At 36.0% G+C, this 14,256-nt stretch carries 12 protein-coding genes; 9 read left to right on the forward strand and 3 right to left on the reverse strand.

All coding sequences use genetic code 11. The annotated features are described in order from the left end of the window. Positions 1-112 precede the first annotated feature (112 nt). Entirely contained in the window at positions 113-811 is a 699-nt protein-coding gene (locus J3U19_RS04250; protein WP_267340237.1) for a DUF1266 domain-containing protein, read from the forward strand. Further along, positions 808-3,486 carry a J domain-containing protein gene (locus tag J3U19_RS04255; protein WP_267345505.1) on the forward strand — a complete coding sequence of 893 codons (2,679 nt, stop codon included), beginning with the start codon at positions 808-810 and terminating at the stop codon, positions 3,484-3,486. Before J3U19_RS04250 ends, J3U19_RS04255 begins: the two co-directional genes overlap by 4 nt. Positions 3,487-3,554: 68 nt before the next feature. Here J3U19_RS04255 and J3U19_RS04260 read toward each other — a convergent pair whose 3' ends face one another. From J3U19_RS04260 to xthA, 3 genes are all read right to left on the reverse strand, one after another. Continuing rightward, positions 3,555-5,225, reverse strand: coding sequence for a molecular chaperone HscC (locus J3U19_RS04260; RefSeq protein ID WP_274460534.1), 1,671 nt, complete (start codon positions 5,223-5,225; stop codon positions 3,555-3,557). Between the two features lie 234 nt (positions 5,226-5,459). Then, entirely contained in the window at positions 5,460-6,797 is a 1,338-nt protein-coding gene (gene xseA / locus J3U19_RS04265; protein ID WP_267345506.1) for an exodeoxyribonuclease VII large subunit, read from the reverse strand. Between the two features lie 35 nt (positions 6,798-6,832). After that, the gene (xthA, locus tag J3U19_RS04270; RefSeq protein ID WP_267340234.1) at positions 6,833-7,639 is read right to left on the reverse strand and encodes an exodeoxyribonuclease III; all 807 of its coding nucleotides are present in this window, start codon (positions 7,637-7,639) and stop codon (positions 6,833-6,835) included. 116 nt (positions 7,640-7,755) lie between these two features. Between xthA and tyrA the strand changes: the two genes are divergently transcribed. The 7 genes from tyrA (at position 7,756) to atpA (ending at position 14,252) form a co-directional block, all read left to right on the forward strand. Next, entirely contained in the window at positions 7,756-8,877 is a 1,122-nt protein-coding gene (tyrA, locus tag J3U19_RS04275; RefSeq protein ID WP_267345508.1) for a bifunctional chorismate mutase/prephenate dehydrogenase, read from the forward strand. 138 nt (positions 8,878-9,015) lie between these two features. Further along, complete coding sequence (gene glmM, locus J3U19_RS04280) at positions 9,016-10,353, forward strand: phosphoglucosamine mutase (RefSeq protein ID WP_267340231.1); 1,338 nt, start codon at positions 9,016-9,018, stop codon at positions 10,351-10,353. Positions 10,354-10,607: 254 nt separating this feature from the next. Next, the gene (atpB, locus tag J3U19_RS04285; protein WP_267340230.1) at positions 10,608-11,390 is read left to right on the forward strand and encodes a F0F1 ATP synthase subunit A; all 783 of its coding nucleotides are present in this window, start codon (positions 10,608-10,610) and stop codon (positions 11,388-11,390) included. Positions 11,391-11,426: 36 nt separating this feature from the next. Beyond that, on the forward strand, positions 11,427-11,657 hold the full coding sequence (atpE, locus tag J3U19_RS04290; protein ID WP_034901511.1) for a F0F1 ATP synthase subunit C: 231 nt from the start codon (positions 11,427-11,429) through the stop codon (positions 11,655-11,657). Between the two features lie 24 nt (positions 11,658-11,681). Beyond that, a complete protein-coding gene (atpF, locus tag J3U19_RS04295) occupies positions 11,682-12,152 on the forward strand; it encodes a F0F1 ATP synthase subunit B (RefSeq protein ID WP_267340228.1) in 471 nt (156 codons plus the stop codon). A gap of 13 nt (positions 12,153-12,165) precedes the next feature. Then, a complete protein-coding gene (gene atpH / locus J3U19_RS04300; protein ID WP_267340226.1) occupies positions 12,166-12,699 on the forward strand; it encodes a F0F1 ATP synthase subunit delta in 534 nt (177 codons plus the stop codon). An 11-nt stretch (positions 12,700-12,710) separates the two neighbouring features. Further along, positions 12,711-14,252 carry a F0F1 ATP synthase subunit alpha gene (gene atpA, locus J3U19_RS04305; RefSeq protein WP_416380240.1) on the forward strand — a complete coding sequence of 514 codons (1,542 nt, stop codon included), beginning with the start codon at positions 12,711-12,713 and terminating at the stop codon, positions 14,250-14,252. Positions 14,253-14,256 lie beyond the last annotated feature (4 nt).

Raw genomic sequence — 14,256 nt, forward strand, 5'->3', positions numbered from 1 at the left:
AACATAAATGATTTAAAAATTGTTCTATTTTATTACTAATCACAGTTACTTTTTTTGTTACAATCTAATGTCAATAATATGATGTAACATTTGGAATTATTGGAATTAACACATGAATAAAGATAGTATTGATTGGCTATATGGCTTGTCCGCGCCAATGGTTGCTTTAAACAAAGATAATGGTGCAAGTTATACTTCAGCATACTTTATTCCCGAACGTAATTTTGTAGATTTGAGCGAAAGTTGGGGAATCACATCTCGTCAGACTCTGCTCAATTGTGTTTTTGATATGGTTGATAATGGACATTCGCCATTATTATCTCACTATTATTCAATATACTGTCGATCCTCAGAATCCGATTGGCGTAATTACTGTCAAAATCAAGACGATTATCAAAAAGTCTTACTGGAATTTGTTGAACAAACTTTTTGTGTATGTGGTATTGGTGGCATTCGTAGTTGGGATTATGCACGTATGGCATATATACTACGAAATGGCACGACCAACAAATATATTACCGAAGAAGAAGCGCTATGGATTCTTACAAAAATTGCTGCTCGTTCTCAATATTTTTATAAATCCTGGCGTAACTACTTTGCTGGTTGGTCCGTTGGTTTTCAATTTTGGGAATCATTTAACAACAAAGAAAATCTTGAAGCTTTACGTTGTGAATTAACCAGAGCATCGCAAACGCGTACCATGAAAATATTAATTAGCGACGAAGATTCGCCTTGCAATCGTCTACCTTGGTACATTGATATTAAAGAACGCGAAAAACCAGAATCTTTAAGGGAGTATGATTGGTCATGAATACAAATTTTTGGCAAATATTAGGCATCAAACCCACTACGGATACTGCGATTATTCGTCAATCGTATCGTGCAAAGCTGCCATTATATCATCCAGAAACGGATCCTAATGGATTTAAAGCATTGCGCGAGGCTTATGAAGCAGCAATAAATTATGCAAATTCACCTGAAACAGCTATTGATGCAGCAACCCAACAATCCGAACAAGAGTCTTTATTACAACTAACAGAAGAACAAATTCAAGCAAATGAAATTTACCAAGCTTACCAAGCTCTATTAGAAGATCCCCTGCGTTGTTATAAAAGAGATGAATGGCAAAAATTTATTGCTTCATTTTATGATTACCCAATGTCGGTTATTGATTCAGTCAAGTGGCGATTATTAACGTTAAGCTATGAAACAACCAATATTTCAGAGTCATGTGTTAAGATTCTAGCCGATAATTTACGCTGGCGTCAGCAATTAATGACTCAGTTTACTGATGAATCTCAACTATATGATAGTTACTTAAATCATATCGATCATGGCGATTTATTTGATTACACCTGTCTACCAACAACCAATAAAGCATTACAAAATGCTACTATTGATTATATTTATTCTATCAAATGGTTTTTTTGGGAACGTAGACCCGACGATGTTTATATGTTCTTATCCCAAGATACTGTCATTTATCTTCCTGATGATAAAAATTTAATGCTTGAATTTGCTTTTTGGCATAGTGAAGCAAACATGAAAAATCAATTTATTTTGGATTATGCTTTAAAATGTATTGCCGGAAACGATCAAAATGAACAAACCATCATCGATTGGAAATATATAGCCGCTATTCAGTATACTTTGCTTGAAGACAAACACAATGCCTTACAATCCTGGTTAGACTTGTATTATTCTGGGCATTATCGAGAAAAAGCAGAAAGTTGGATCGCGGGTTGGTGCGTCTACTTTAAAAAAGATTACTTCCCTCTATTAATTATGGCATTAAATAAAAGTCATTGTGCTGCCACCGATAAAACAGAAATTTATTTACACACAATTCCGCAATTAACTACTGCCACAACAGCACGATTAGCTGGACTCGATGATATCGACAGTTACCCAAAAGAAATTGTTGATTTTGTTAATTGGAGTTTAAGCGTAAATTGGAGTTATCGACAAATTCTATCGATATTGTTACGCGATGACGGTTCGAGTCGATTATATCGATTATATCGGCATGCTGTGATGTTGCGCCATGGTAACGAAATATTATTACAAGAAATTTTAGATGATCAAAGCAATGATCCTTTTGAACAATTTATTCTGCATCATTTACAACGACAGGCACGACAACATCTAACATGGCTCAAACAACTCTCACCAATACAAGAATTTAAAGCATGGTTATTTGATAAGGATAAAAATGCCCAGTTACCTAAAAAATTCGATCCAAATGAAAATGGTGAGCTGGTTTTATATGGTCGCTTATGGCTAGATAGATTCCAAGCGATCCCCGATATTGCTAAATTACATTTATATCATAGCTTTCATTATTCAAATATGGAAATGTTTGATTGGGCTATATTTTTAGAATTCATGGAATATTATTTGCTACCCGAACCGCCAGATGCATCAACAAGAATGAATAACAAAAATGCGTATTGGCAATGGTTTTATCATTGTTTATTAGTTTATGCTATTGTTAACGATCCGACAAATGTCGCTATTTATATTCGACAAAAAAATGATCATTTTACTATGGAGGAGGATGATAAACTTAAACCATTAATAGAGATATTTAAACATGGCAATTGGCACAATCAATCTGAACTTTACAACCTAATTGATAATGATAGTGATCTAGTTAATTGTATTTTAAACAATTATCCAGATTCAATAGAATGGTTTATTGATGATCCAGACTATATCGATTTTAATGATATAGAACAAAAAATAGAACAATTATGGGCACAGAAATTAGCTAAAAAAAATCCAGCTTATTTGATATTGCTATACCTGATTGTATTAAACAAACCTGAACAAAAAACCAAATTAGATCACACGTTACAAAAACTGGTTGGTAACAATAAAGATCTACAAAAGGTAGCTAACTCTTTAAAAGATAATTGGAGATATCCTTTTACGATTAATAAAAACAGATATCACAATACCAAGCAATTTAACGAGTTCGCATCACTTGCTAAACGCTTATCCAATCAATACGGCGTATGTGATGATGATGAACTAAAATTGTTAGATGAATTTAAAAATGATAGCGATAACGATTTAGTTTTACGACTCTGTGCAGCATTACTTTTGGCAAAAGATACTGAAAATAAAAAATGGCTTGATTCACAATCCCTACCCTCAAATAGATGGTGGCAGTTTTGGCGTTGGAATGGGCGCACAAATATAATAGGCTTTATCGTGCAATTAATCTTATCTATTAAAATGGTTACGTTTTTAAGTAAAAATGATTTAGACAATATAACAAGTTGTGTCATTTTGACATTGATAGCAATGAATACTATTTTTGCTATCAAACGACGTATCAATGATACTGATAAAGGACAACCTTTATATTTTGTTACAACAACACTTAAGCTACCACTATTATTATTACCATGTTGGTTTCCAGAATTCAAAAAAACCAATCGCTTTGGACCACCAATAAAAAAAACCATTAAGGAAAAGTAAGCGGTATAAAATCCCCTTTTTTAGTTCGTATAAAAAGGGGAAAATCGTCTGATAAAAATCTATAGTGGTTATCGATTGAGCTCTTTTAGATTTACTTCAATTTCATAGCGCATTTCACTAATTTCTTCTGAATTTTGCTGATTTAACACCTCAATAAAAGCTTCAATATACGACCCAATTAATGCTCTTTCATCACCTAATGATTGCGCCCATGCTCGTTCTAACCTTGCTAATAAAGTCCGATTTGGCATCTCATCACGGGGATGAACTTTGAGCGATTTTAGCCGTTCATGGCTCTCTTGTCTTTGTTCATCAGTTAATCCTATTGGGCTATGATCAATAACTTTTCCATGTTGAATGCCTGTTTCAAGTTCAACTACATCAACTTCTAACAAACCATTCAAATCATAACTAAAACGCACATCAATACCTTGTGTTTTCTCCATCGGGGTTACCAACACATCAAACTGATCAATCAATACATTATTTTCTACGCGTGGGCTTTCGCCTTGATAAACCGAAATACCAATAATTTTCTGTTGCGGGTGCACCGTGTAAAAAGTTTTTACTTTCGAGGTTGGAACAATGGTATTGCGTTCTATAATTGGTGCAAATAATCCGTCCACATTACCTGAACTACTTTCAATACCTAATGTATAAGGACATACATCCGTTAAAATAACCTCTTCAATATCTGCATTACGTAATCGACAAGCAGCTTGAACAGCAGCGCCTTGGGCCACAATCGTGGTAGGATTAATATGGCGATAAGGTAATTTTCCAAACAACTTCGTTACCAATTCACGCACTACACCGAGTTGCGATGAGCCACCTACCAACACAATATGCTCAAGCTGATTAGTCTTTAAACGTGCATCATTTAAAGCTTGTTCAATAGGCGCACGCAAACGATTAAGAAGTGGTAACCATAGCGTTTTGGCTCGGTTTTCATTTAAGGAAAATTGCCACTGCTTATCTTGCCAAAACCAAGTTAATTTGTGCAATTCATCTCTGTTTAATTTACATTTTAGTTGCTCCGCTAAATCCAATAAACGTGCATAGTCATCAACAGGAATATCTTTCTGTTTAAGATTCCACTCATTTAAGCAGGCCTTAACCAGTTCATCAGTAAAATCTTCACCACCTAAATAGTTGTCTCCAGCAGATGCATGTACTTCAATAATTGGCAAAGCATACTCCAGTACAGTCACATCAAAGGTACCACCACCTAAGTCAAAAACGAGAGTATTACCTGATTGCTCTTCATGTAACCCATACGCCATAGCTGCTGCGGTTGGCTCATTGATTAAACGTACTGCATTTAAACCCGCTAATTCTGCGGCAAAACGTGTTTGTTTGCGTTGTTCATCATTAAAATAAGCAGGAACAGAAATCACGACATCGTGTATTTCTTGGTTTAAATAAGCTTCGGCATCGGCTTTAAGTGATTTTAGCACCATGGCAGAAAGTTCAGTTGGTGTAAATTTCTTGTCATCCAATTCAAATACTTTATTAGAGCCTAGAAAACGTTTGAATGCTGCTGCCGTTCTATTTGGATGAGTAGTTAAACGGGATAAAGCTGCACGCCCAACTAAAATAGAATCATCTTCATCAATACTTACAACTGATGGAGTGATAATTTCTCCTATTGAATTGGGAATAAGTATTGGCTTACCATCTTGCCAGACACAAATTAAACTATTGGTAGTACCTAAATCAATTCCTATGGGGTGATGCATAATTGGTTTTTTCTCTTTATATTTTTAAAGTTAATATCAACAATATTATATAGTTAATACTGCTTGGGGTACAATTCTATCAAACGTTTGAATATTCAAATTTAATTTAACTTATTATATAATTCATATCTCGAAATGAGACCAATAAAAATAATCATTTCCATTTGTATTTATTATTTTCAATAAATGACCATTAAATCAATCGTCATTTAAAAATTGCACTAATAATTATCTTTATTTTTGTATATCAACAATTTTACTAGTTAAGTGACCACTAACTAATCGGGTTGTGATAAGCTCACCTTCGTTTACTTGTTCAACATGACGCACAACGGTATTTTGTTGATTGGTCGTTATAGAGTATCCTCTTTCTAATGTCCCAAGTGGACTGACACTATTAAGTTGTGAAGTTTGCAAAATAAATTGATGTCGTGACTGAGTTATTTTTTGATGAATTAAATTAACAATTTGCTGACGTTTTTGGCGAATTAGCTGACTCAAGTAGATAATATTATTTTGTGGTGATAGCCGTAATAGTTGTTTATCTAAAAAATTATGGCAATTTGACTGTTTGAGTAAATATTGCTGCATATTTTCATATAAAGCATGCTGGTAAGAAAGTAATCGATTTAACTTTTTTGCTAGTTTAGCTTGTGGATGTTGGGTATGTAATTGGTGACGCCACTTATTGAGCATTTCACGGCGTCGTGTTAAATAATAATCCATTGCCATAGATAAATGCTGCTCTTGAACTTGAATACGCCTAATTTGCTCCAAATTATCGCGACTGACCAATTCAGCTGCAGCTGAGGGAGTTGCTGCTCTGACATCTGCAACAAAATCGGCAATGGTAAAATCAATTTCATGTCCAACGGCACTGACAATTGGCAATTGGCTGGCAAAAATTGCTCTTGCGACCACTTCTTCATTAAATGACCATAAATCTTCGAGTGAACCACCACCTCGACCGACAATTAACACATCACATTCTTGACGAACATTGGCAATTTGAATCATTTTAGCGATTTGCGCAGCAGCTTCTGTACCTTGTACTTGCGTTGGATAAATAATTAAATGCAAACTTGGATCACGACGTTTTAAGATCTGACAAATATCATGTAATGCCGCTCCAGTTGAAGAGGTAACAATGCCAACAGTACGAATATTTTCAGGCAATGACTGTTTATAAATAGAATCAAATAAACCTTCTTCAAATAATTTTTGTTTTAATTGTTCAAACTTTTGTTGTAACAATCCTGCGCCAGCGGGTTGGATTTTATCAATAACAAGTTGATATTCACCGCGTGCCTCATAGAGTGTAACTGTAGCTCTAACCAATACCTGCTGACCATTTTGTGGTGTAAAGCCAGCACGGAAATTGCTATTGCGAAACATGGCACAACGAACTTGAGCTGTATCATCTTTTAACGTGAAATACCAATGCCCAGAAGCTGGACGAGAAAAATTAGAAATTTCGCCCATCAGCCAAATTTGACCAATCGCATCAGAAAGAAGATCTTTCACCATTTGATTAAGATCTTTAACCGATAAAATCGAACTATTGTGCTGCATAGTCTTCCTCTGTTGTTATGATACAGTTACCTATTTTAAGCTAAATCAAATTGTGCCCAAATTGGCGCATGATCAGACGGTTTTTCCATGGCGCGAATATTGTAATCAATGCCTGTTTGTTGACAATATGCCATCAGCTTTTCACTTGCTAAAATCAAATCAATTCTTAATCCAGTATGGGTATCAAATCCCTTAGAACGATAATCAAACCAGGAATATTCCTGCTTTGTTGGATGTTCATTACGATAAGTATCTGTAAACCCAAGCGACAGTAAATTGTTCATCCAATCCCGCTCTTCAGGTAAAAATGAACATTTACCAGTACGTAACCAACGTTTACGGCTATCGTCTGAAATGCCGATATCCAAATCGGTTGGGCTAATATTCATATCGCCCATAATTAAGCAGAGCTGATCACTCAATTGCTGTTGCTTTAAATGATGAATCAGATCTTGATAAAATTTACGTTTTGCAGGGTATTTGATTTCATGATGCAGACTTTCTCCTTGCGGAAAATAACCATTAATCACCGTTAAATTACCTTGTCTGGTTGCTAACTGAGCCATAATTAATCGGCATTGTGCATCATCGCTATCCGTTGAAAAACCACATTGAACCGAAAGGGGCTTTTGCTTAGTTAACAGTGCCACACCATAATGCCCTTTTTGCCCATGATAGTTTAAGTAATAACCAAACTGTTCCAGTTCTTCAACTGGAAACTGATCATTATGAACTTTGGTTTCTTGCAAACCTATCACATCCGGTTGATGCTGGTCGATAATGGCGGCTAATTGATGTATTCGAGCCCGAAGGCTATTAATATTAAAAGAAATAACTTTCATGATAAATTTATTATATTGGAATTAAGGTTGCAATAGTCCCATCCTACCAAAAATACGTTATACTGTTAAGCTATTATAGTAACAGTTATCATTTGTGAGAAAAGGAATAACCGAATATGTCTACGGAATTACTTGCCTTACGCGATAAAATCGATGAAATCGATCAATCAATTTTATCTCTAATTAATAAAAGATTATCATTAGTTGCCAAAGTTGGCGATGTAAAAAGCAAACACGGTATTCCGATTTACGATCCCAAGCGTGAAGCAGAAATGTTAGCCCAAAGAAGACAAGAGGCTGAAAATATTGGCGTTTCACCTTCTTTAATTGAAGATATATTACGCCGTTTAATGCGTGAATCATACATCAGTGAAAATAACAAAGGTTTTAAAAAGGTCTATACCGGTCAAGGTTCTATTGTTATCGTTGGAGGTAATGGACAAATGGGTAGATTGTTTACCCGTCTATTCACTTTATCTGGTTACCATGTTAAAACCTTAGGTTCTAAAACCATGCATCAAGCAGCTGAAGTGGTTGCTGATGCCGCAGCAGTGATTGTGACAGTACCAATTAACAAAACATGCGAAATCATCGATCAATTACCGCAACTGCCTAAGGATTGTATTTTAACCGATTTCACGTCTATAAAAGTTAAACCCCTGGAGGCTATGCTCAAAAAGCATTCCGGTCCTGTTGTTGGGCTGCATCCGATGTTTGGTCCTGATGTGCCGAATTTAGCAAAACAGATTATTGTCTATTGTGAAGGGCGTGAACCAGCTAAATATGTATGGTTAATTGAACAAATGCGTATTTGGGGAGCCAATTTATGTGCAATTGATGCTAAAGAGCATGATAAATGCATGTCATTTATTCAAGCTTTACGCCATTTTACCTCTTTTTCATATGGCGTGAATATGCAGCGGGAACAAGCCGATTTAGAACAATTGATTGCTCTATCTTCTCCTATTTATCGCCTAGAATTAATGATGGTTGGTCGATTGTTTGCGCAAGATCCAGTACTTTATGCCGATATTATTATGGCATCTGACGAAAATATTGAGTTGATCAAACATTATTACCAATGTTTCGGAGAAATGGTTGAATTAATTGAGCAACGTAACAAAGAAAAATTTATTGAGAATTTTAATAACGTCACTGAGTGGTTTGGTAATTACGCCCAACGCTTTATTAAAGAAAGTCAGGTTTTACTTAAATTTGCTAATGATAATCGGGAATGATTTTATACTAAAACGTATAGTCAACCTCAAACTTTTTTACAAAAAGTTCATACATACTGCGTCTAGTTAAAATGATTTATAAATAATAATCTTATAGTTAAAAGCAGACCAAAATAAAATTTAGTGTGAGGGAATAAAATGTCTAATCGAAAATATTTTGGAACAGATGGGATTCGAGGAAAAGTTGGAGAATACCCCATCACACCGGATTTTGCGCTTAAGCTAGGGTGGGCTGCAGGTCGTATACTTGCCAAAGATGGGGTTAAAAAAGTATTAATTGGTAAAGATACGCGTATTTCAGGTTACATGCTTGAATCAGCTCTTGAAGCAGGATTTGCTTCGGCTGGTGTTGCTACTGCATTTACTGGTCCCATGCCAACCCCAGCTATTGCCTATTTAACACGAACATTTCGAGCTGATGCTGGTGTAGTGATTTCGGCATCGCATAACCCCTTTTATGATAATGGTATTAAATTTTTTTCAACCGAGGGGAAGAAACTTGATGATGCAATCGAATCAGAAATTGAAGCTCAACTTGAAAAAGAGATCGACTGCGTTGAATCCAAACAACTCGGACGTGCAAGCCGCATTACCGATGCAGCAGGCCGTTATATCGAATTTTGTAAAAGCACCTTTGATCATGATTTAAGTTTAGCTGGATTAAAAATAGTCGTCGATTGTGCTAACGGTGCCACTTATCATATCGCCCCTAAAGTTTTACGTGAACTTGGTGCAAATGTGATAAAGATTGGCTGTGAACCCGATGGTGTCAATATTAATGAAAACTGTGGTGCTACTGATGTAAAGGCATTAACCAAAAGTGTTCTTGAAGAAAAAGCTGACTTAGGCTTTGCTCTTGATGGAGATGGTGATCGCATTATTATGGTCGATCATAAAGGCAATAAAATTGATGGTGATTTAATTATTTACATTATTGCCCGTGAAGCCTTAAGACAAGGTCAACTAAAAGGGGGGGTTGTTGGCACATTAATGAGTAATATAGGACTTGAAATCGCGCTTAAAAATTTGGGCATTCAATTTGTTCGCGCTAAAGTTGGTGACCGTTATGTACTTGAAAAAATGCTTGAAAAAAATTGGCGTTTAGGTGCTGAAAATTCTGGTCATGTTTTATTGTTAGATAAAACCACCACTGGTGATGGTATCATTGCTGGTCTACAAGTTTTAGCTGCTATGGTGCGTAATGACATGTCATTGGCGGATTTATGTAGTGGTATGACTATGTTGCCACAAATATTAATTAATGTACGATTTTCTGGCAAACACGATCCATTAACAAATTCTAATGTCAAATTAGCCATTAAACAAGCCGAAAAACAACTTGGTATTCATGGGCGTGTTTTGATTCGAAAATCAGGAACAGAACCACTCATTCGCGTCATGGTAGAAGGTAGTAATTCTGCGGAAGTACAGAAACTAGCAGAACAAATTTCTGAAGCAGTTAAAGCATCAAATTAGGTTAATTAATCCCCATTAATGTGACAATTAATAGGGGATTATTTCTAATAAAGTAACACGAGAAGTTGCTATTCTTTACACAAATTTAGTAAAAAGTGTCTAAATTCTTAATTTTGTTAATCAAAGGTTGACTTATTATAGGCAATTAGGTTTAAAATAGAAGCTTCGGATTATTACAAGCGATTGCTTATACCTTTATCAAAAAAGAATATAGGCAGTATTTTTAAATTTTAGAAATAAGGTAAGAGGGTTTTATGTCAGTTTCCTCTCCAGCTTCACCACAAGCTTATATCAAGCATCATCTTGAGAACTTGCAAGTAGGTTCTGGTTTTTGGACCTTTAATCTGGATTCGTTGTTCTTTTCAATTGTACTAGGTATTATCTTTTTATGGATATTCCATTGTGTAGCTAAAAAAGCGACCAGTGGTGTACCGAGTAAATTGCAATGTGCAGTAGAAATACTCTTCGAATTTGTTAATAACACTGTCAAAGACATGTTCACTGGTCAAAATAAACTCATTGCACCGTTAGCCCTAACAGTGTTTACTTGGGTGTTCTTGATGAATTTAATGGATCTCATTCCAGTAGATTTTTTACCTTACGCAGCGCAATATTTAGGTATTTCTCATTTAAGAGTCGTTCCTTCTGCAGATGTTAGTATCACAATGTCAATGTCATTAGGCGTATTTATTCTTATTATAATCTATTCAATTAAATACAAAGGTATTTCTGGATTTATTAAAGAATATACACTTCATCCTTTTAATCATTGGGCATTTGCACCAATCAATTTAATCCTTGAACTTGTTAGCTTATTAGCTAAACCTGTTTCTCTAGGACTTCGACTTTTCGGTAATATGTATGCAGGTGAACTTATTTTTATCTTAATTGCTGCACTATTACCTTGGTGGTCACAATGGATACTGTCATTACCTTGGGCCATATTCCATATTTTAATTATTACGTTACAAGCTTTTATTTTTATGGTGTTGACGATCGTCTATTTAGCAATGGCATCGGCAACGGAAGATCACTAATTTCACTATTTTTTTGATAATAAACTGGAGTATATAATGGATAGTATGTTATTTGTAGCCGCAGGCATAATGATGGGATTAGCTGCAATTGGTGGTGCAGTTGGTATTGGATTACTAGGTGGTAAATTCCTTGAAGGTGCTGCTCGTCAACCTGAATTAATGCCTATGTTACGTACCCAATTCTTTATCGTTATGGGCTTAGTTGATGCGATCCCAATGATCTGTGTGGGTATTGCACTTTATGTTATTTTTGCTGTTGCCGGTTAATAAATTTTTAAGAGGAATCGTCTCATGAATATGAACGCAACTCTCCTCGGCCAAGCAATTACATTTGTATTGTTTGTTTGGTTCTGCATGAAGTTTATTTGGCCACCTGTTATTAATGCGATTGAAAAACGCCAAAAAGAAATAGCAGAAGGTCTTGCTTCAGCAGAAACAGCAAAAAAAGATTTGGAATTAGCCAAAGCAAATACATCTGACATAATGCAACAGGCTAAGGTAGAGGCTAATGCAATTATTGAGCAAGCAAATAAACGTAAAGCTATCATTCTTGAAGAAGCTCAACAAGAAGCGATTCGCGAGAAAGAACGTATTGTTGCTCAAGGACTTGCCGAAGTAGAAGCTGAACGCAAACGCGCTAGAGAAGAGCTTAAACAACAAGTCGCTACACTCGCTATTGCCGGTGCAGAAAAAATTATTGAACGTTCTGTTAATGAAGCCGCAAATAGCGACATCATTGATAAACTCGTAGCTGAACTGTAAGGAGAACAGAGCAATGACTGACTTAATTACAATTGCTCGCCCTTATGCTAAAGCCGCTTTTGATTTTGCGGTAGAAAAAAACAGCATCGAATCATGGCATAAAATGTTGGTATTAACTTCTCAAGTAAGCAAAAATGCACAAATAAGAAGTATTCTAACATCTGATATGAAAACTGATTTGGTGGCTAATTTACTCATCAACATCTGTAAAGATGTATTGGATGAGTTTAGCACTAATTTTATTAAAGTGATGGCTGAAAACAAACGATTATCGCTTCTTCCTGAAGTGTTAACTTTATTTGAACAATATTGTTTAGATAAAGAAGCTCAAGCAGATGTGGATGTCATTTCAGCTAGTGAATTAACTAGTGAACAACTTAATAAAATTTCTATCGCTGTCGAAAAACGTTTATCACGAAAAGTAAAACTAAAATGTCATATTGATAAATCGCTCATTTCTGGTTTTATTATTCGTACGGGCGATATGGTTATTGATAGTAGTATCAGAGGGCGTTTAAATCGTTTAAATGACGCTCTACAGTCTTAAGGGGACTGATAATGCAGCTAAATTCAACTGAAATAAGTGAACTAATTAAAGAGCGGATAGCTCAGTTCAATATTGTGAGTGATGCTCACAATGAAGGAACGATCATCTCAGTTAGTGATGGTATTCTTCGAATTCACGGATTAACCGATGTAATGCAAGGCGAAATGATTGCATTACCTGGTAATCGATATGCAATGGCATTAAACCTAGAACGAGATTCAGTCGGTGCGGTGGTTATGGGACCATACGAAGACTTATCGGAAGGGATGAAAGTGCAATGTACTGGTCGCATTTTACAGGTACCAGTGGGTGATGGCTTATTAGGTCGTGTTATCAATACACTTGGTGAACCAATTGATGGAAAAGGTTCTATTCAACATGACGGTTTCTCACCTGTAGAAGTTGTTGCTCCAGGCGTTATCGATCGTCAATCTGTTGACCAAGCGTTACAAACTGGTTATAAAGCGGTTGACTCAATGATTCCAATTGGTCGTGGTCAGCGTGAACTTATTATCGGTGACCGTCAAACAGGTAAAACAGCATTAGCAATCGATGCAATTATTAACCAGCGTGATTCAGGTGTAAAATGTATCTATGTCGCAATAGGTCAAAAACAGTCAACTATTGCAAACGTAGTACGTAAACTTGAAGAACATGGTGCACTTAAAAATACAATCGTTGTTGTCGCTTCAGCGTCTGAATCAGCCGCATTACAATATTTAGCGCCTTACGCTGGTTGTGCTATGGGAGAATACTTCCGTGACCGTGGACAAGACGCATTAATTGTTTATGATGATTTATCTAAACAAGCCGTTGCTTATCGTCAAATTTCATTACTACTTCGTCGCCCACCTGGACGTGAAGCGTATCCTGGTGATGTGTTCTATCTTCATTCACGTTTACTTGAACGTGCAGCTCGTGTTAACGAGGCTTATGTTGAAGAGTTCACTAAAGGCGAAGTAAAAGGTAAAACCGGTTCATTAACTGCGTTACCAATTATCGAAACTCAAGCGGGTGACGTTTCTGCATTCGTACCAACTAACGTAATTTCGATTACAGATGGTCAGATATTCCTTGAAACCAGCCTATTTAACTCAGGTATTCGTCCTGCAGTTAACCCAGGTATTTCGGTTTCTCGTGTTGGTGGTGCTGCACAAACTAAGATAATGAAAAAATTATCAGGCGGTATTCGTACAGCACTTGCACAATATCGTGAACTGGCTGCGTTCTCACAGTTTGCTTCTGACTTAGATGAAGCAACAAGAAACCAATTAAGTCATGGTGAAAAAGTAACTGAACTATTGAAACAAAAGCAATATTCGCCTATGACTGTTGCAGAGCAATCAATTGTACTTTACGCTGCTGAGCGTGGTTACCTTGAAGATGTAGAACTTGCTAAAGTATTACCTTTTGAAGCAGCACTGCTTGCTTATGCCCACAGTCAATATGCGGATTTTGTCACACAAATCGACGAAACGGGTAATTACAATGATGAGATTGAAAGTAAATTAAAAGCAATACTTGAAAGCTTTAAATCAACTCAAACTTGGTAAGGGT

Origin of the sequence: Gilliamella sp. B2828, from assembly GCF_026537125.1 — a bacterium.
Taxonomy (GTDB): Bacteria; Pseudomonadota; Gammaproteobacteria; order Enterobacterales; family Orbaceae; genus Gilliamella.